This window comes from Pseudomonas reactans, from assembly GCF_013387025.1.
Taxonomy (GTDB): domain Bacteria; phylum Pseudomonadota; class Gammaproteobacteria; order Pseudomonadales; family Pseudomonadaceae; genus Aquipseudomonas; species Aquipseudomonas reactans.
The window spans coordinates 171554-191518 of record NZ_JACAQP010000005.1 but is presented as its reverse complement, the minus strand read 5'-3'; the positions used below and the strand labels follow the sequence as shown (position 1 = coordinate 191518).

Here is a 19965-nt window from a genome sequence, read left to right as displayed (position 1 = left end):
GCAATCAACCCTTGGTCGGGTTAATCCTCGATAGGGGTCAACGCAACGCGCAGGGCTTCGATGGCCGCATCGCGCGACACTTCGTCGGCGAACTCGGCACTGTCGGCCACCACGGCGCCGTCCAGCCATACGCTGAAACCCAGGGCTTCGGTGCGTACGTCTAGGGCGTCGCCATTTTGCAGTTGTTTGGTTACCGCGCCCGCCGCTTTCCCGTCAGCAAAGTTGCGTGACAGCAGCAATTGCTCGCCATCGGCCGCCAGCAGGCGGAAGCGGAAGCTGCCGTCGTCCTCGCGAAAGCTCACGAAGCGCGCAGCTTTTGCGGCTTTCTTCTTGGTCGCGACTGGCGCTGCGGCTTGATTGACGAAAGAACGCAGGCCCACCGCCTCACGCAGCTCGGCCAGGAACGGCGCCGCCACGGCACGGGCCTTGTTGGCACCGACCAGCAGCAGGTCTTCCATGTCCGACGGGCGCGACATCAATTGATGGTAACGCTCGCGGGCTTCGCCCAGTTGGCCATCCAGCAGTTGGAACAGACGGTTCTTCGCCTCGCCCCAGCCCAGCCCTTGCAGCAGTTCGGCGCGGAATTCTTCTTCCTGGGCCTTGCTGGCAAACGCCTGGTACAGGGTAAACAGGTGCGAATTGTCCGGGTCCTTGGCTTCGCCCGGCGCGCGGGAGTCGGTGACGATGCGCGAAATCGCGTCCTTCATGTCCTTGGCGCTGGTGAACAACGGGATGGTGTTGTCGTAGCTCTTGGACATCTTACGGCCATCCAGGCCCGGCAAGGTGGCGACGCTTTCTTCGATCAACGCCTCGGGCATGGTGAAGAATTCTTTACCGTTGCCGAACAGGTGGTTGAAACGCTGGCCGATATCACGGGCCATTTCCACGTGCTGGATCTGGTCGCGGCCGACCGGCACCTTGTGCGCATTGAACATCAAAATGTCCGCCGCCATCAGCACCGGGTAGCTGTACAGGCCCATGCTGATGCCCGCGTCCGGGTCTTCGCCGGCTTCAACGTTCTTGTCCACCGAGGCCTTGTACGCGTGGGCGCGGTTGAGCAGGCCCTTGGCAGCCACGCAGGTGAGCAGCCAGGTCAGCTCGGGGATTTCCGGGATGTCCGACTGGCGGTAGAAGGTCACCCGGTTCACATCCAGGCCACCGGCCAGCCAGGTCGCGGCGATTTCCATGCGCGAGCGCTGGATGCGCTGCGGGTCATCGCACTTGATCAGGGCGTGGTAGTCGGCCAGGAAGTAGAAGGAGTCGGCATTGGCGTCCTGGCTGGCGAGGATCGCCGGGCGGATCGCACCGGCGTAGTTGCCCAGGTGCGGCGTGCCGGTGGTGGTGATGCCGGTGAGGATACGGGTACGAGTCGTCATGGGTAATCGCTTATCAGACTGCTATCAATTCGAGAGGCGCGGCAGCACCAGATCCTTCAGATCGGTGAGCTTGCCATGAAAAAAGTGTCCGCATTCTGCCACTTTCAGCAGCTCATGGGGGCGTTTCAGGGCTGCAGACCAGTCGTAGACGGTCTGTGGGTCGACCACTTCGTCGGTTTCCGGCTGGATCAAGGTCAATGGGCAACCCTGTGGCAGCGCATCGGTATCGCGCAGGCGCATCACCGCTGCGGCAACCATGAATAGATGTGACAGTTTTTCACCCTTGGCTTCCAGGCGACCGCCGAGACTGGCAGCGACGTAGCCGCCGAAGGAAAAGCCGAGCAAGGTGATCGGCAGATCCGGGTGTTTTTCCCGCAGCCAGGTGGCGGCCGCTTCGGCATCGTCCACTTCACCGGTGCTCATGTCGTGGGTGCCGGCACTCGCGCCAACGCCACGGTAATTGAAACGCAAGGTAATCAAACCGGCATCACGGGCGGTGCGCTGCAGGGTCGATACCACTTTATTGAGCATGGTCCCACCCTGCACCGGGTTGGGGTGGCAGATCAGCGCCAGGCCACGTGGCTCGGGGTGATCCAGGTACAGGGCTTCCAATTGGCCTACCGGGCCATCGATCAAAACGGGGGTTTCACGCATGAGCAAGAGATGAACTCCGTGACCTCTCAATGGGTCGACTCGTCTAGCTAAAAGTCTGTGCTTGGCATCATTGCGAGCTTAATCGCGGTATACAGCGCAGGTTTGAGCCGTTAACGTAAAGCAAAGCCGTTTATAGAGGAAGGACTCGTGGAACACTCGCTCTTAGTTTGGTTGTTGCCGACTCTTGCCCTGGTTGCCGGTGTCGCCATTGGTTTCCTGGTTGCTCGCTTGCTGCCGAATGCCGCGCCTAACCGCACGCAGCGTCAGTTGGATGACATTCAGGAACGTTTTGACAGTTATCAGAACGAGGTTGTTACCCACTTCAACAGCACCGCGACCCTGGTCAAGAAGCTCACCCAGAGCTACCAGGAAGTACAGGATCACCTCGCCGATGGCGCAAACCGCCTGGCCCTCGACGACATCACCCGCCAGCGCCTGCTGGCTGCGTTGCATTCCGACGCACCGCAAACCCCACGGGAGCGCTTGACCCCGCCACGGGAAAACCAGGAGCCACCACGGGACTACGCGCCAAAAACGCCGAACGCCCCAGGCATGCTGGATGAGCAGTACGGTTTGAAGAAGTAACTCACTCTTCAAACACTAAAAAGCCCGGCTGATCGATGATCAGCCGGGCTTTTTGTTGGCTGGCGTTTACACCGGCTGTTCTTGCAACATCCCACCCTCGATCCGCACATGCCGCCCATGGAAGCGCTTGAGGCTGCTGCGATGGCCGACGCTGACGATGCTCAGCCCCGGCAGTTCATCGATCAGCGCCTGATACAGCGTAGCCTCGTCCTCTTCATCCATGGCCGACGTGGCTTCGTCCATGTACAGCCATTGCGGCGCGAACAGCAACGCGCGGGCAAAGGCCAGGCGTTGCTGCTCGCCCGGCGAGAGCATGCGTTGCCAGTGATTGGCCTCCTCCAGCCGGCCCACCAGATGCGGCAGGCGGCAGGTTTCCAGGACCTGTGCATAACGTTCTGCCGGGTAGACGCTGGCGTCCTGTGGATAACTCAACACCGCCTTCAGCGTGCCAATCGGCAGGTAAGGTTTTTGCGGCAGGAACAGATAACGTTCGGCCGGCAACCGAATGCTGCCGTGGCCCTCAGGCCAGAGCTGCCCCATCGCACGTAGCAAGGTACTTTTGCCGCTGCCGGAACGGCCGCTGAGCATAACGCGCTGACCCGGTTCAACAACCATGTCTGCGTCGCTCAGCAAATGGCGACCATCGACCAGATCCATACCCAAGTTTTGCACCACCAGCCGGTCGCCCTCGGCGCTCACATCGATGGCCGCTGGGCGTTGCTCGTTGTCGCGCATGGCCTGTTGAAAACTCAGTAGACGGTCACTGGTTGCGCGCCAGCCAGCCAGGTCCGAGTACGCGCTGATAAACCAGCTGAAATTGCCCTGTACGTTGCCAAAGGCCGAGTTGATTTGCATCAACTCACCCAACTCGATCTTGCCGGAGAAATAGCGCGGCGCGGCCACGATAAATGCAAAGACAGTGGCTATCTGTTCGTAACCGGCGGTGAAAAACGTCAGGCGCTTGGACACCTTCATGATGTCCCAGTAGTTGTGCCAGACTTTGCCGAACCGCGCACTCAGCCGCTGATTCTCGTTGGGCTCACCGTTGTACAGGGCGATACTCTCGGCGTTCTCACGTACCCGCACCATGGAGAAACGCAGGTCCGCTTCGAAACGTTGTTGCTGGTTGCTCAAGCCGATCAGACGGCGACCGATCAGATGGGTCAACCAGCTGCCGACAGCCGCGTAAACCAAGGCACACCAGAACATGTAGCCTGGGATAGTGATACCGAACACTTCGATGCTGCCCGACACGCCCCACAGGATGATCGAGAACGACACCAGGCTCACCACATTGCGCAGCAGGCCAAGGCCGAGGCTCAAGGTGTTCGAGGTAAAGCTGTTGAGGTCTTCGGAAATCCGCTGGTCCGGGTTGTCGGTGTAGCCACCCTGCTCCAGCTGGTAGTAATTCTTGTGGCCAAGCCAGCGCGCAAAGTACTTTTCGGTCAGCCACGCCCGCCAGCGAATCGTCAGCATCTGGGTCAAATAGAGGCGGTAGACCGCGCCGAGAATCGCCACGGTGGCGATGCCGCAGAAATAGCCGATCTGTTGCCAGAAGGCGGCGGTGTCCTTGTTCTCCAGGGCGTTGTAAAAGTCTTTGTACCAATGGTTGAGCCACACGGAAATCGCCACGCTGAACAGCGACAAACCGATCACCACCGCCAGCAACAACCAGGCCTTGCCCTTCTCTTCACTGCGCCAATAGGGCGTGATCATCGCCCAGGTGCGGCGAAAGAATTGCCCACGCACCGCATCGTTGACCGCAGAATACTCAGCGTTCTGATTCATCGTTCAGGCTCTGTAAGAAAATGTGACAGGCGTTCGAACCGATCATAGTTGATCGGTTCGGCGCTCCGTGCGGCCTGAAGCAGATTGTTCAGCTGTTGTTCAGATCTGGCTCAGCGCCGTACCGGACGCTTCTGCAGCTTGCGCTGCAAGGTACGGCGGTGCATGCCCAGGGCACGGGCAGTGGCGGAGATATTGCCTTCGTGCTCAGTCAGCACGCGCTGGATGTGTTCCCACTGCAGGCGGTCCACCGACATCGGGTTTTCCGGTACCAGGGTGTCCAGGTCGGCGTGCTCGGAGAGCAAGGCAGCCAGTACGTCGTCGGCATCCGCCGGTTTGCACAGGTAGTTGCAGGCGCCGCGCTTGATCGCCTCGACGGCGGTGGCAATGCTGGAGTAACCGGTGAGGATCACCACGCGCATTTCCGGGTCGAGTTCCAGCAGTTTGGGCAGCAGCACGAGGCCGGAGTCGCCGTCCATTTTCAGGTCGAGCGCGGCGTAGTCCGGAAGGTCGGCCTGAGCGATGGTCAAGCCCTCCTCGGCCGACCCTGCGGTGCTGACACGAAAACCGCGACGGCTCATGGCGCGCGCCATCACGCGGGTAAAGGTGGCGTCGTCATCTACCAGCAACAGGTGCGGCAGATCTTCGCCTTCGACTTGGATCTCGTCACTCATCGATATCTCCTCGTGCGACACGGGGCAGGCGCAGCTCGGTGAGCGTACCCCCTTCCTCATGACTATAGAGCTTCACTGAGCCGCCCGCGCGGGTCACGCTGGCCTTGCTCAAAAACAGGCCGAGGCCGAAGCCTTTGCCCTTGGTGGTAAAGAAAGGTTTGCCGATCTGCTCGGCAATGGCCAGCGGCACGCCCGCGCCGTGGTCGCGAATGCTGATGGTCACGTCGTCGGCGTCCCAGTCCAACTGCACGCCCAGGCCTTCGGGGCAGGCGTCGGCGGCGTTGTTCAGCAGATTGAGCAGGGCTTGGGTCAAGTCTGGCGGCGGTGCCATGCGCGGCACGCTGCCCTGGCCCAGCAGGTGGAAGCGGTAGCTGGCTTCGGGGCGCATCAGGTGCCAGCGGTTAAGGGCCTCGTCGAGCCACTGGGTCACGTCCTGCATCTCAACCGCCAGGCGACGATTGGCTTCGGCGGCGCGCACCAGTTGCTGCAAGGTCTGCTTGCACTGCTTGACCTGCTCGCGCAGCACGCCGAGGTCTTCTTGCAGCGCCGGGTCGTGATGGTCCTGGGTCATTTCGTTGAGCAGCACGCTCATGGTGGCCAGGGGCGTGCCCAGTTCATGGGCGGCACCGGCAGCCTGGGTGGCAACGGCCAGCAGTTGCTGGTCGCGCAGGCCTTCTTCACGGCGAATGGCGCGCAGCTCTTCCTGGCGGCGCAGCTCTTCGGCCATGCGCGCGGCGAAGAACGTGATTACCGCAGCGGACAGGGCGAAACTCAGCCACATCCCGTATATCTGCAGGTTTTCCCGGGCAATCGGGAAGGTTTGCAGCGGGTAGAAGCGCGCCAGCAGCAAGGTATAGAGCGTCAAGGCGATACCCGACAGCACCACCGAGTAGCGCCACGGCAAGGTCACGGCAGCGATGGTCAGTGGCACCAGGTAATACGAAACAAACGGATTGGTGGAACCACCGGAGAAATACAGCAACACACTGTGGATAAACAGGTCGCAGGCCAATTGCAGAGCGTACTCCAGCTCGGTCACCGGCCAGGTAGTGCGCAACCGGATCGCGGTAAACACACAGAGCACGGTGGAGAAACCGAGGGTCACACCCAGTTGCAGCCACGGCAGCGGCAGCAGGTCGAACCAATAGGCGAGCCCGACGGAGCCGGCCTGTGCGGCCAGGACCAGGGTACGGATGAACGTCAGGCGCCAGAGGTTCTGGCGAGTGGCGGAAGTCAGTTTTACGGCGGCGAGCATGTGCTCTCCCGGTGAGCGCTGCAGGCGGATCGGCAGGAGTATAAACGAAGCAGGCCGGCTGGCACGGCGTGTGTGGCTCTTTGCCGCAGGCCGGGCCAATGACCGTTCGTCGGCATCACCACAACTTGTAGCGAATGTGTAAACCCGAAGAACCCGATGCCACCGTCTACAGTCATACCCAACACGACTATCTCAAGGAGCTTCCATGTCTCGTTTCACTCGCAGTGCAGCCGCCCTCACCCTCAGCGTCGGCACCCTGGTCAGCCTGCCAGCACTGGCCGCTGACGCACTGAACTACAACCAGATTTCCCTGCGCGCCGAGGTCAGCCAGGAGGTGGCCCGCGACAAGATGATCGTGACCCTGTACACCGAATCCCAGAACAGCGACCCAGCCAAGCTCGCCGCTGAAATCACCACCACCATGAACAAGGCGCTCGGCCAGGCGCGCGAAGTCAAAGGCGTAACCCTGCGCCAGGGCAGCCGCAACAGCTACCCGATCTACGACAACAAGAACCAGAAGATCACCGGCTGGCGCGAACGCGCCGAACTGCGCCTGGAAAGCGCGGACTTTCCGGCACTGTCCAAGCTTACCGGCGAACTGCTGAATACCCTGAAAATGGACAGCATGGACTTCGCTATTGCCGACGCCACCCGCAAGGCCAGCGAAGATGCGCTGCTCAAGGATGCGGTCACCGCGTTTAAAGCACGCGCGCAACTTGCCACCGACGCGTTGGGCGGCAAGGGCTACAAGATCGTCAACCTGAACTTCAACACCAATGGTTATCCACAGCCCTACGCCCGTGGCGGCATGATGATGAAGGCGGCCATGGCCGATTCGGCACCGACGCCTGAAGTGGAAGCCGGCACCAGCCAGGTCAATATGAGCGCCGATGGCGTGATTGAAGTGCAGATGCCGTGACCCCTACCTGATAAACCTGAACGGCGTTACCCTCGGTAGCGCCGTTTTCGTTTGGGCAGCTTATATATGCCTGCCACTTCAGGGGTCTCCATGGAAAGAATCGCCTTAAAACCGCTACTCCTCGCTGCCGGCCTGCTGGCCTTTATGCCACAGGCCCAGGCCGCCACCACCCTGGTCTACTGCTCCGAAGCCAGCCCCGCCGGTTTCGACCCCAGCCAGTACACCAGCGGCACCGACTTCGACGCCTCAGCCGAAACCGTGTTCAACCGCCTGACCCAGTTCAAACGCGGAGGCACCGAAGTCGAGCCCGGCCTGGCGACAAGTTGGGACATCTCCCAAGACGGCCTGACCTACACCTTCCACCTGCGCGATGGCGTCAAGTTCCACACCACCGACTTCTTCACCCCTACCCGCGACTTCAACGCGGATGATGTGCTGTTTACCTTCAATCGCCTGCTGGATGCGCAAAGCCCGTTTCGCCTGGCCTACCCTTCCGAGTCGCCGTACTTCACCGACATGGGCTTGAACACCACGATCAAGCGCGTCGACAAACTCGACGAACACACCGTGCGCTTCAACCTGAATAACGTCGATGCGTCGTTCGTGCAGAACCTGGCCATGAGCTTCGCCTCGGTGCAGTCCGCCGAATACGCCGCGCAACTGCTCAAGCAAGGCAAGGCCGAAGAGATCAACCAGAAACCGGTGGGCACCGGGCCGTTCGTGTTCAAGCGCTACCAGAAGGATTCGCAGATCCGCTACGTAGCCAATAAACAGTATTGGAAACCCGAAGATGTGAAGCTCGACAACCTGGTGTTCGCCATCACGCCAGATGCGGCGGCGCGCCTGCAAAAGCTCAAGGCCGGTGAATGCCAGGTCAGCGGCTACCCGCGCCCTGCGGATATCGAGGTGATGAAGCAGGACCCGAACCTGCGTGTCCTGCAACAAGCCGGTTTCAACCTGGGTTTCCTGGCCTACAACGTGACCCACCCGCCGCTGGACCAGCTCAAGGTGCGCCAGGCGCTGGACATGGCCATCGACAAGCCGGCGATCATCAAGGCCGTGTACCAGAGCGCCGGACAATTGGCGCAGAACGCCCTGCCGCCAGCGCAGTGGTCTTATGACCCGAGCATCAAGGACGCGCCCTACGACCCGACCAAGGCCAAAGCGCTACTAAAAGAAGCAGGGGTTGCACCCGGTACCACCCTCAACCTGTGGGCAATGACCGTACAACGCGCGTCCAACCCGAACGCGCGCATGTCGGCACAAATGATCCAGCAGGATTGGGAAAAGGTCGGCATCAAAGCCAATATCGTCAGTTATGAATGGGGCGAGTACATCAAGCGCGCCAAAAACGGCGAGCATGACGCCATGATTTATGGCTGGACCGGTGACAATGGTGACCCGGATAACTGGCTCGGCGTGCTCTACAGTTGTGCTGCGGTCAAGGGCAGCAACTACGCCAAATGGTGTAACCCGACCTACGACAAGCTGGTGCAGCAAGCCAAGGTCAGCAATGATCGCGCGCAACGCATCAAGTGGTATCAGCAGGCACAAAAAATCCTTAAGGAACAAGTACCTATAACACCCATTGCGAACTCGACGGTTTTCCAGCCACTGCGTAAGGAAGTCAAGGACTTCAAGATCAGCCCCTTCGGCCTGACGCCGTTCTACGGCGTGAGTCTAGATAAGTAACAGCAACGCCCCAACCGAGTGCGCTAGACGCCTCGGTTGGTCATTTTTGGTGCGCCTCCTGCACCGAAAAAACCCTCGAAATATGCGCAAATATGTACAAACTTTCATAATTGCGACATTCCTGTACGTTCGTACCACTGTTTTACCTTCGTAACGGTTCCGCATCTTGCAATGGGTATGGCGCCTGCATAAGTATCCGCAGGCCGACTCACGAGGTCGCCCTCACCACCAAAAATGACAACAAATCATGAGGCCAACATGCTTAAACACGCAGTCATTCCGTTAATTGTTAGCGCTGGCCTTATGGCCGCAGCTCCTTTCGCCCAAGCGGCGACTAACCTGGTGTTCTGCTCCGAAGGGAGCCCGGCGGGTTTTGACCCGGCCCAGTACACCACCGGAACAGACTTCGATGCCTCGGCCGAAACCATGTTCAACCGCCTGACCCAGTTCGAACGCGGCGGCACTGCTGTGGTTCCTGGGCTGGCCACCAGCTGGGACGTGTCCCCGGATGGCTTGACCTACACCTTCCACCTGCGTGATGGCGTCAAGTTCCACACCACCCCGTACTTCAAGCCGACCCGTACCTTCAATGCCGATGACGTGCTGTTCACGTTCAACCGCATGATCAACAAGGACGATCCATTCCGCAAAGCCGCCCCCACCGAGTTCCCGTATTTCACGGACATGGGGATGGACACCAACATCAAGAACATCGAAAAAGTCGATGATCACACCGTCAAGTTCACCCTTGGCACCGTGGACGCCGCCTTCATCCAGAACATGGCAATGAGCTTCGCCTCGATCCAGTCAGCGGAATACGCCGCCCAGCTGTTGAAAGCAGGCAAGGCCACGGATATCAACCAGAAGCCGATTGGCACTGGCCCGTTCGTGTTCAAGAGCTACCAGAAAGACTCGAACATCCGTTACACCGGCAACAAAGACTACTGGAAACCTGAAGACGTCAAGATCGACAACCTGATCTTCGCCATCACCACCGACCCGTCGGTACGTATCCAGAAGCTCAAGAAAAACGAATGCCAGATCACCTTGTTCCCACGTCCGGCCGACCTGAAGGCGCTGGGCGAAGACAAAGACCTGAAAATGCCGAACCAGGCCGGCTTCAACCTGGGCTACATCGCCTACAACGTCATGGACAAGGTCAAGGGCAGCGACCAGCCAAACCCGCTGGCCGACCTGCGCGTACGCCAGGCGCTGGACATGTCGGTGAACAAGCAGCAGATCATCGACTCCGTGTACCAGGGCGCTGGCCAACTGGCCGTCAACGCCATGCCTCCGACCCAGTGGTCCTATGACACCACCATCAAGGACACCAAGTACGACCCTGAGAAAGCCAAGTCGCTGCTCAAGGAAGCGGGCGTCAAGGAAGGGACTGAAATCGTTCTCTGGGCCATGCCGGTTCAGCGTCCGTACAACCCGAACGCCAAGCTGATGGCTGAAATGCTGCAGAACGACTGGAAGAAGATCGGTCTGAACGTGAAGATCACCAGCTACGAGTGGGGCGAGTACATCAAACGCTCCAAAGGTGGCGAGAACCAGGCCATGATCATTGGCTGGAGCGGTGACAATGGTGACCCGGACAACTGGCTGAACGTGCTGTTCGGCTGTGATTCGCTGTCCGGTAACAACTTCTCCAAATGGTGCGACAAGAAATTCGACGGCATCGTGAAAGAAGCCAAGGCTACGTCGGACGTCGCCAAACGCACCGAGCTGTATAAGCAGGCGCAACATATCCTCAAAGATGCTGTCCCGATGACACCTATCGCGCACTCGACGGTGTATCAACCCATGCGTTCTACCGTGCAGGACTTCAAGATCAGCCCGTTTGGCTTGAACTCCTTCTACGGCGTGAGCGTCAGCGGCAAGTAAGGATCATTGACGGCGACGTTTCCTAACGTCGCCGTTATTGCATCCGCCTGGACCGTAGGAAATAGACCACGCCCGAAATCGTTGCTTCCTACAGCAGCGAACTGCGATGCGTGACGCCGTTGCCTACAAGGTCAATCCGATTTGGCGCATTTACTGCCAGGTCCGCGACCCATAACGTCGTAGGACAGCAGAGGCTCCTAATGCGGAAAGGCACTTGCTGCGCGTGGGATCAGCGATGTCACCCTGGCAGAAGGCCCGGGTGGTTGCTCGCTGATGACAACTACAAACAAGGATCGGGATCGTCATGCGCCATACCACCGTATTATCCGCAATGTTTGCCACCAGCCTGCTGGCTGCGGCCACCATGGGCCACGCCGCCGACAAGCAGAGCCTGGTGTTCTGCTCGGAAGGCAGCCCGGCCGGTTTTGATACCGCGCAATACACCACCGCCACCGACAACGACGCGGCCGAGCCGCTGTATAACCGCCTGGTTGAGTTTGAAAAAGGCGAGACCGGCGTCGTCCCTGCATTGGCAACCAAGTGGGATATTTCGCCAGACGGCCTGACTTACACCTTTCACCTGCGTGAAGGGGTGAAATTCCACAGCAACAAGGAATTCAAGCCGACACGGGAGTTCAACGCCGACGACGTGCTGTTCACCTTCAACCGCATGCTTGACCCCGATCACCCGTTTCGCAAGGCCTACCCCACCGAGTTTCCGTACTTCAACGGGATGAGCCTGAACAAGAACATCGCCAAGGTCGAAAAAACCGACCCGCACACCGTGGTGATGACCCTGAACACGGTTGACGCCGCGTTTATCCAGAACATCGCCATGAGCTTCGCCGCGATCCTCTCGGCCGAATACGCCGACCAGTTGCTAAAGGATGGCAAACCGAGTGATATCAACCAGAAGCCGATCGGCACCGGTCCTTTCGTATTCCAGCGGTATCAGAAAGATTCGCAGATCCGTTATGTGGCCAACAAACAGTACTGGGACCCGAGCAAGGTCAAGCTGGACCAGTTGATCTTCGCCATCAACACCGACGCCTCGGTGCGGGTGCAAAAGCTCAAGGCCGGCGAATGCCAGGTGACCCTGCATCCGCGCCCGGCTGACGTCGATGCCCTCAAGGCCGACCCGAACCTGCAACTGCTGACCAAGCCAGGTTTCAACCTCGGCTACATCGCCTACAACGTGCGCCACAAGCCGTTCGACCAACTCGAAGTGCGCCAGGCGCTGGACATGGCGGTGAACAAGCAGAGCATCCTGAACGCCGTGTACCAGGGCGCGGGGCAATTGGCGGTCAACGCCATGCCACCGACGCAGTGGTCCTACGACGACAGCATCAAGGACGCCGCCTACAACCCGGAAAAAGCCAAGGAACTGCTCAAGGCCGCCGGCGTGAAAGAAGGCACCGAAATCACCCTGTGGGCGATGCCGGTACAACGTCCGTACAACCCCAACGCCAAGCTGATGGCCGAGATGCTGCAAAGCGACTGGGCCAAGATCGGCCTCAAGGTCAAGATCGTCAGCTACGAGTGGGGCGAGTACATCAAGCGCACCAAGAACGGTGAGCACGATGTGAGCCTGATCGGCTGGACCGGCGACAACGGTGACCCGGACAACTGGCTGGGCACCCTCTACAGCTGCGATGCCATCGGCGGGAACAACTACTCCATGTGGTGTGACCCGGCGTACGACAAGCTGATCAAGCAAGCCAAGGTCGTGACCGACCGCGAACAAAGGACTGTTCTGTACAAACAGGCGCAGCAACTGCTCAAGCAGCAGGTGCCGATCACGCCAGTCGCCCACTCGACGGTCAACCAGCCGTTAAGCGCCAAAGTCGAAGGTTTCAAAGTGAGCCCCTTCGGCCGCAACGTGTTCTCGGGCGTCAGTATCACCCCATAAGAAAATAACCGGATTGCGCAGGGCCGACGCTGCCCTGCTGCAAACGTGCGGCCTTTTGTTGGGAAATTTCCTACGCCAAACGTTTGCAATGGCTTGAACGAGTTACACACCCAATAGCCGGATCACCAAAAAAGACCGGCATTAAAAAGAGAACCAAAGGAGCTTCATCCATGAAACTGAGCAGCAAAGCGCTTCTGGCCCTGGCCATCAGCACCATCACGGCAACCGCCTATGCTGAATCCGCCAGCCAGGACTTCGTTCCTACCACACTGGCCGGCACCAGCGCCCAAAGCGAGGCCAAGGGCTTTATCGACGGTCAGAGCCTGGGCGGTACCACGCGTAACTGGTATGCGAACGAAATGAAGTTTCGCAACGACCGCTTCAGCTACCGCAAAGACGGCGTGAAAACACCGATCTCCCGCCGTATCAACTGGGCCCAGGGCACCATCCTCAACTACACCTCGGGCTTCACCCAGGGCACTGTAGGGGTCAGCACTGAAGTCGCTGCTTACAACTTCATCGCCCTTGATCGCGACCGTAAAGACATCGCTGGCGGCTCCAACCGTACTCTGGCCGATTCCGGCGGCGACGCAGTAGGCCAGTGGAGCAAACTGGGTCTGGCCAACGTCAAGTTCCGTGTGTCGAACACGACCTTGACCGCCGGTCGCCAGAACTTCAGCACCGGTATCGTTGACACCATCGGCAACCGCGCCCTGCCTTCGAGCTTCGAAGGTGTGAGCTTCAACAGCGAAGAGTTCAGCAACCTGTCGTTCCAGGGCGGCATCTTCGACCGCGTTTCGCCGCGTACCGAGCAGAGCCTGTCGAAATTCCGTTCCGAATACGGCAACGGCCAGGAAACCGACAAGGTCAAGACCCTGGGCTTCAACTACCAGCCGTTCAAGAGCCTGAAAACCAGCGTTTTCGCGGCTAACGTCGAAGACTTCTGGAACCAGTACTACTTCGGCGCGACCCACGAACTGGGTGATGCACAGACCCTGGCACTGACCACCGGCCTGAACTACTACAAGACCACCGATACCGGCAGCAAGAAGATGGGCAACATCGACAACGATACTTACTCGTTGTCCTTGGGTCTGACCCACCAGGCGCATACCCTGACCTTCTCGTACCAGGAAGTGAACGGTGACGAATACTTCGACTACCTGCACGAAACCAACGGCATCTACCTGGCCAACTCCCTGACCTCTGACTTCAACAGCCCGAACGAGAAGTCGTTCCAGATCGCCTACGCCATCAACATGGCCGAATACGGCGTGCCAGGCCTGAAGTTCAACGTCTACTCGGCTCGCGGCTGGGGCATCGACGGTACTCACTACAACGGTACCGCCTACGGCGAAGCCGGCGCATCGCGCAGCGACCTGCGCCTGATGGATGGCGAGAAGCATCAGGAATACGGTATCGGTTCGTCCTACGCGATCCAGAGCGGCCCGCTCAAGGCCACCACCATCCGTGGCACCTACGTGACTCACCGCGCCAGCGCCCAACAGGCTGACGGCAACATCAAAGAGTTCCGTCTGGTCACCACCATCCCGTTCAACATTCTTTAATCAGCGCCAGGTAGACGGCGGGCTCAGGACGAGCCCGCCGTCTACGCTTGTCTGGTCCCATCGATTGCAGAGGGCTCCGAATGAAATTGCTCCCACTACAAGCCGCCATGGCTGCCGCGCTGTTGAGCGTGGCGATCGGCGTTTCGGCCAAACCACTGGTGGTCTGCACCGAAGCCAGCCCGGAAGGTTTCGACCCGGTCCTGTACACCACGGCCGTGACCGCTGACGCCGCCGCCGAGACCATGTTCAACCGCCTGGTGGACTTCAAGCCCGGCACCACCGAAGTGGTCCCCGCGCTGGCCAAAGACCTGCCCGAGATCAGCGCCGATGGCCTGACCTACACCTTTCACCTGCGTGACGACATCAAGTTCCACACCACCGACTATTTCAAACCCACGCGCAACATGAATGCCGATGACGTGCTTTGGAGCTTCCAGCGCCAGCTGGACCCGAACCATCCGTGGCATAAAAAGTCCCTCGTGGGCTACCCGTACTTCGAAAGCATGGGCTTCAAGGAACTGCTCAAGAGCGTAGAAAAGACTGACGATCACACTGTCGTCTTTACCCTGACCCGTCCTGAAGCACCGTTTTTGGCCGACCTGGGCATGGCATTCTCTTCCATCCATTCGAAGGAATACGCCGACCAGTTGCTCGCATCCGGCAAGACCGAAGACCTCAACGCCAAGCCCATCGGCACCGGCCCGTTCGTCTTCACCCGTTATCAGAAAGATGCCCAGGCGCGGTTCAAGGCCAACCCCGACTACTTCCGTGGCAAACCACAGGTAGACCCGCTGATTCTGGCGATCTCAACCGATAACAACGTGCGCCTGCAAAAGCTCAAGGCCAACGAATGCCAGATCGCGTTGTTCCCCAAGCCGGATGACATCCCAAGCATCAAGAAAGACCCGAACCTGAAAGTTGATGAACTGGCGGCGATGACCACCAGTTACACCGCGTTGAACACCACTCACAAATACATGAGTGATGCGCGGGTGCGTCACGCGATCAACATCGCGTTCGACAAGGCTGGCTACACCGAAGCCCTGTTCGGCAAAGGCAATGCTGTAGTGGGCACCGGCCCTTATCCGCCGACCTTGCTGGGTTTCAGCGACAAGCTGAAGAACCCGCCCCGCGATCTGGACAAGGCCCGCGCCCTGCTCAAGGAAGCCGGCGTACCGGAAGGCACTGAGTTCACCCTGTTCACCCGTAACGGTGGCGGCCCGACCAACCCTAACCCGATGCTCGGCGCGCAGCGCATGCAGGCGGACCTGGCGCAGATCGGCCTGAAGGTGAACATCAAAGTTATGGAATGGGGCGAAATGCTCAAGCGTGCTAAAAACGGTGAGCACGACATGGTTTCGGCGGGTTGGGTCGGTGATAACGGCGACCCGGATAACTTCCTGACGCCAAACCTGAGTTGCGATGCAGCGAAAAACGGCGAAAACTACGCCCGCTGGTGTAACAAAGAGTTTCAAGACTTGATCGACAAGGCGCGCGCCATCGCTGAACCCGCCCAGCGCGCTGCACTCTATGAACAAGCACAGGACGTTTTCGACAAGGACCAACCATGGCTTCCCATGGCTTATCCGAAACTGTTCACCGCCATGCGCAAGAACGTAGAAGGCTTCACCCAAAGCCCTCTGGGTACAAATAACTTCGCCACTACCCAGGTGAAGTAAATAAGAAAAACACTCGGCACCGTCGACACTGACGGTGCCGAACCTGCCTAACCGGCTGATTGAGGTACACGACAAGATGTTTAGTTTTATTGCCCGCCGACTGGGGTTACTGATCCCCACGTTCTTCGGCATCACGTTGCTCACGTTTGCGTTGATTCGCATGATCCCTGGCGACCCCGTTGAAGTCATGATGGGCGAGCGGCGCGTCGACCCCGAGATGCACGCACAGGCAATGGAACGCCTTGGCCTTAACAAGCCGCTGTATGCGCAATACCTGGATTACGTCGGCAAACTGGCCCAGGGTGACCTTGGCGAATCGCTGCGTACCCGCACCAGCGTGTGGACTGAATTCACCGCCCTCTTCCCGGCGACCCTGGAACTGTCCATGGCCGCCCTGTTGTTCGCCGGCATCCTGGGCCTGTTGGCTGGGGTGATCGCGGCCTTGAAGCGAGGATCCCTGTTCGACCATGGGGTGATGGGCATCTCCCTGGCGGGATATTCGATGCCGATCTTCTGGTGGGGCCTGATCCTGATCATGTTCTTCTCCGTAAGCCTGGGCTGGACCCCAGTGTCCGGGCGGATCGACTTGCTCTACGACATCGAGCCGCGCACCGGTTTCATGCTGATCGACACCCTGCTGGCTGACGAGCCGGAGGCTTTCTTCGACGCCCTGCACCACCTGATCCTGCCGGCCATCGTGCTTGGCACCATCCCACTGGCCGTGATCGCGCGGATGACCCGTTCGTCGATGCTCGAAGTCTTGCGTGAAGACTACATCCGCACCGCCAAGGCCAAAGGCCTGTCGCCGGCGCGCGTGGTGTTCGTGCACGGCCTGCGTAACGCGCTGATCCCGGTACTGACCGTGGTCGGCCTGCAAGTCGGCACCCTGCTGGCCGGTGCGGTTTTGACCGAAACCATCTTCTCGTGGCCCGGTATCGGCAAATGGCTGATCGAAGCCATTGGCGCGCGGGACTACCCGGTGGTGCAGAACGGCATCCTGCTGATCGCCTGCCTGGTGATCCTGGTGAACTTCGTGGTGGATATCCTCTACGGCTTCGCCAACCCACGCATCCGTCACCAGCGCTGAGATCATGACCATGACCACACCTACTCCAGTGTCAGCAGTCGATCAAAGCCTGCTGTACCCGTCCCCGTACAAAGAATTCTGGCAAGCCTTCTCCAAGAACAAAGGCGCGGTTGCCGGCCTGCTGTTCATGTTGCTGATCGTGTTCTGCGCGATCTTCGCGCCGTGGGTTGCACCGCATAACCCGAGCGAGCAATACCGCGACTTCCTGCTGACCCCGCCAGCCTGGCTGGAAGGTGGGCAGATGCAATTCCTGCTGGGCACCGACGAACTGGGCCGTGACTTGCTGTCGCGCCTGATCCAGGGCTCGCGCCTGTCGTTGCTGATCGGTTTGTCGTCGGTGGTGATGTCGCTGATTCCGGGGATCCTGCTGGGCCTGTTCGCCGGGTTCTTCCCGCGCTTGCTCGGCCCAACCATCATGCGTCTGATGGACATCATGCTGGCCCTGCCCTCGCTGCTGCTGGCCGTTGCTATCGTCGCGATCCTCGGCCCTGGCCTGATCAACACCGTGATCGCCATCGCCATCGTATCGCTGCCGTCCTACGTCCGCCTGACCCGCGCTGCGGTCATGGGCGAACTGAACCGTGACTACGTGACCGCCGCCCGCCTCGCCGGCGCCGGCCTGCCACGCCTGATGTTCATCACCGTGCTGCCCAACTGCATGGCGCCGCTGATTGTACAGGCCACCCTGAGCTTCTCGTCGGCGATCCTCGATGCCGCAGCCCTGGGCTTCCTCGGCCTTGGCGTACAGCCGCCCACCCCGGAGTGGGGCACCATGCTGGCTTCGGCCCGTGACTACATCGAACGCGCCTGGTGGGTAGTGAGCTTGCCTGGTTTGACCATTTTGCTCAGCGTGCTGGCAATCAACTTGATGGGCGACGGCCTGCGCGATGCGCTGGACCCGAAACTCAAGAACGCCGCCTGAGGAGATTCCCATGTCACTGTTAGAAATCAAGAATCTCAACGTGCGCTTCGGCGACAAGACCGCCGTCCCGGTGGTCGATGGCCTCGACCTCAAGGTCGACAAAGGCGAAGTCCTGGCGATCGTTGGCGAGTCGGGCTCGGGTAAATCCGTGACCATGATGGCGCTGATGAGCCTGATCGAGCACCCCGGCATCGTCACCGCCGACGCCCTGAACTTCGACGGCAAGGACATGCTCAAGCTGAGCAACCGCCAGCGCCGCCAGATCGTCGGCAAAGACCTGGCGATGGTGTTCCAGGACCCGATGACCGCACTGAACCCCAGCTACACCGTGGGTTTCCAGATTGAAGAAGTGCTGCGCCTGCACCTGAAAATGTCCGGCAAACAAGCGCGCAAGCGTGCCATCGAACTGTTGGAAAAAGTGGAGATCCCAGGCGCTGCCAGCCGTATGGATGCCTACCCGCACCAACTGTCCGGCGGCATGAGCCAGCGTGTGGCAATCGCCATGGCGATTGCCGGCGAGCCGAAACTGCTGATCGCGGACGAACCAACCACGGCGTTGGACGTGACCATCCAGGCGCAGATCATGGAACTGCTGCTGGCCCTGCAGAAAGAGCAGAACATGGGCCTGGTGCTGATCACTCACGACCTTGCAGTCGTGGCGGAAACCGCCCAGCGCGTGTGCGTGATGTATGCCGGCCAAGCCGTCGAAGTCGGCCAGGTGCCGCAACTGTTCGACATTCCGGCGCACCCGTACAGCGAAGCGCTGCTCAAGGCGATCCCCGAGCACAGTCTCGGTGCCACACGCCTGGCCACGCTGCCAGGTATCGTTCCAGGTCGTTATGACCGACCGCAGGGTTGCCTGCTGTCACCGCGCTGCCCGTATGTGCAGGAATCCTGCCGTGCCCAGCGTCCGGGGCTTGATCCTAAAACCAACAGCCTTGCGCGCTGCTTCTACCCCTTGAACCAGGAGGTGGCGTAATGGCCGTCGTTCTTACCGCCCGCGACCTGACCCGTCACTACGAAGTGTCCCGTGGCCTGTTCAAGGGCCACGCGTTGGTGCGTGCCCTCAATGGTGTGTCCTTCGAGCTGGAAGCTGGCAAGACCCTCGCGGTTGTAGGCGAGTCGGGTTGCGGCAAATCCACCCTGGCCCGTGCGCTCACATTGATTGAAGAGCCGTCTTCGGGCTCCTTGAAAATCGCCGGCCAGGAAGTCGCCGGCGCCGACAAGGCCCAGCGCAAGCAACTGCGCAAAGACGTGCAGATGGTGTTCCAGAGCCCGTACGCCTCGCTAAACCCACGCCAGAAAGTCGGTGATCAACTCGGCGAGCCGCTGCTGATCAACACCAACCTGTCCGCCGCCGAACGCCGCGAGAAAGTGCAGGCGATGATGAAGCAAGTGGGCCTGCGCCCCGAGCACTATCAGCGCTACCCGCACATGTTCTCCGGTGGCCAGCGCCAGCGCATCGCCCTGGCCCGCGCCATGATGCTGCAACCCAAAGTGCTGGTGGCGGATGAACCCACCTCGGCGCTGGACGTGTCGATCCAGGCCCAGGTACTCAACCTGTTCATGGACCTGCAGCAGGAATTCAACACGGCCTACGTGTTCATCTCCCACAACCTGGCAGTGGTGCAACACGTCGCCGATGACGTGATGGTGATGTACCTCGGCCGCCCAGTGGAAGTCGGCCCCAAGGAAGACATCTACGCCCGCCCGCTGCACCCATACACCCAGGCGCTGCTGTCGGCCACCCCGACCATCCACCCGGACCCGAACAAGCCGAAGATCAAGATTGTCGGCGAACTGCCCAACCCGTTGAACCCGCCGCCTGGCTGCGCCTTCCATAAGCGCTGCCCGTATGCGACCGCACGGTGCAGCACCGAGGAGCCGCAACTGCGCGCCTTGGATAACCGCCAGGTGGCTTGCCACTATGCGGAGCAGTTCGTGGCTTAAGCCCTGCTTTTGTGGCGAGGGAG

General features: G+C 59.9%; 16 protein-coding genes. 11 read left to right on the top strand and 5 right to left on the bottom strand.

What is annotated here, in order from left to right:
* Positions 1 to 20: 20 nt before the first annotated feature.
* A complete protein-coding gene (locus HX793_RS05240; protein ID WP_177050263.1) occupies positions 21 to 1376 on the bottom strand; it encodes a tryptophan--tRNA ligase in 1356 nt (451 codons plus the stop codon).
* Between the two features lie 24 nt (positions 1377 to 1400).
* Complete coding sequence (locus tag HX793_RS05235; RefSeq protein WP_016976238.1) at positions 1401 to 2030, bottom strand: alpha/beta hydrolase; 630 nt, start codon at positions 2028 to 2030, stop codon at positions 1401 to 1403.
* A 147-nt stretch (positions 2031 to 2177) separates the two neighbouring features.
* Between HX793_RS05235 and HX793_RS05230 the strand changes: the two genes are divergently transcribed.
* Entirely contained in the window at positions 2178 to 2615 is a 438-nt protein-coding gene (locus HX793_RS05230) for a Z-ring associated ZapG family protein (RefSeq protein ID WP_064450688.1), read from the top strand.
* A gap of 66 nt (positions 2616 to 2681) precedes the next feature.
* Here the strand turns inward: HX793_RS05230 and HX793_RS05225 are convergent, their stop codons facing one another.
* From HX793_RS05225 to HX793_RS05215, 3 genes are all read right to left on the bottom strand, one after another.
* On the bottom strand, positions 2682 to 4403 hold the full coding sequence (locus HX793_RS05225) for an ABC transporter ATP-binding protein/permease (protein WP_177050265.1): 1722 nt from the start codon (positions 4401 to 4403) through the stop codon (positions 2682 to 2684).
* A gap of 110 nt (positions 4404 to 4513) precedes the next feature.
* Positions 4514 to 5074 (bottom strand): response regulator transcription factor, encoded by a 561-nt coding sequence (locus HX793_RS05220; RefSeq protein WP_177050267.1) that lies wholly within the window; start codon positions 5072 to 5074, stop codon positions 4514 to 4516.
* The gene (locus tag HX793_RS05215) at positions 5067 to 6329 is read right to left on the bottom strand and encodes an ATP-binding protein (RefSeq protein ID WP_177050269.1); all 1263 of its coding nucleotides are present in this window, start codon (positions 6327 to 6329) and stop codon (positions 5067 to 5069) included. The genes HX793_RS05220 and HX793_RS05215 overlap by 8 nt, the downstream gene beginning before the upstream one ends.
* Positions 6330 to 6534: 205 nt before the next feature.
* Between HX793_RS05215 and HX793_RS05210 the strand changes: the two genes are divergently transcribed.
* The 10 genes from HX793_RS05210 (at position 6535) to HX793_RS05165 (ending at position 19942) form a co-directional block, all read left to right on the top strand.
* Positions 6535 to 7248, top strand: a complete 714-nt coding sequence (locus HX793_RS05210; RefSeq protein WP_016976241.1) for an SIMPL domain-containing protein — start codon at positions 6535 to 6537, stop codon at positions 7246 to 7248.
* Between the two features lie 90 nt (positions 7249 to 7338).
* A complete protein-coding gene (locus HX793_RS05205) occupies positions 7339 to 8940 on the top strand; it encodes an ABC transporter substrate-binding protein (RefSeq protein WP_177050271.1) in 1602 nt (533 codons plus the stop codon).
* A gap of 258 nt (positions 8941 to 9198) precedes the next feature.
* Positions 9199 to 10827 carry an ABC transporter substrate-binding protein gene (locus tag HX793_RS05200; protein ID WP_016976243.1) on the top strand — a complete coding sequence of 543 codons (1629 nt, stop codon included), beginning with the start codon at positions 9199 to 9201 and terminating at the stop codon, positions 10825 to 10827.
* Between the two features lie 304 nt (positions 10828 to 11131).
* Positions 11132 to 12736, top strand: coding sequence for an ABC transporter substrate-binding protein (locus tag HX793_RS05195; RefSeq protein WP_177050273.1), 1605 nt, complete (start codon positions 11132 to 11134; stop codon positions 12734 to 12736).
* Positions 12737 to 12906: 170 nt separating this feature from the next.
* The gene (locus tag HX793_RS05190; RefSeq protein ID WP_177050275.1) at positions 12907 to 14304 is read left to right on the top strand and encodes an OprD family outer membrane porin; all 1398 of its coding nucleotides are present in this window, start codon (positions 12907 to 12909) and stop codon (positions 14302 to 14304) included.
* Between the two features lie 80 nt (positions 14305 to 14384).
* Positions 14385 to 15983 (top strand): ABC transporter substrate-binding protein, encoded by a 1599-nt coding sequence (locus tag HX793_RS05185; protein WP_016976246.1) that lies wholly within the window; start codon positions 14385 to 14387, stop codon positions 15981 to 15983.
* Positions 15984 to 16059: 76 nt separating this feature from the next.
* Entirely contained in the window at positions 16060 to 17070 is a 1011-nt protein-coding gene (locus tag HX793_RS05180) for an ABC transporter permease subunit (RefSeq protein ID WP_016976247.1), read from the top strand.
* 10 nt (positions 17071 to 17080) lie between these two features.
* Positions 17081 to 17992 (top strand): ABC transporter permease subunit, encoded by a 912-nt coding sequence (locus tag HX793_RS05175; RefSeq protein WP_010213191.1) that lies wholly within the window; start codon positions 17081 to 17083, stop codon positions 17990 to 17992.
* Positions 17993 to 18002: 10 nt separating this feature from the next.
* On the top strand, positions 18003 to 18971 hold the full coding sequence (locus HX793_RS05170; protein WP_178905459.1) for an ABC transporter ATP-binding protein: 969 nt from the start codon (positions 18003 to 18005) through the stop codon (positions 18969 to 18971).
* Positions 18971 to 19942 (top strand): peptide ABC transporter ATP-binding protein, encoded by a 972-nt coding sequence (locus HX793_RS05165; protein ID WP_016976250.1) that lies wholly within the window; start codon positions 18971 to 18973, stop codon positions 19940 to 19942. Before HX793_RS05170 ends, HX793_RS05165 begins: the two co-directional genes overlap by 1 nt.
* The last annotated feature ends 23 nt before the right edge of the window (positions 19943 to 19965 follow it).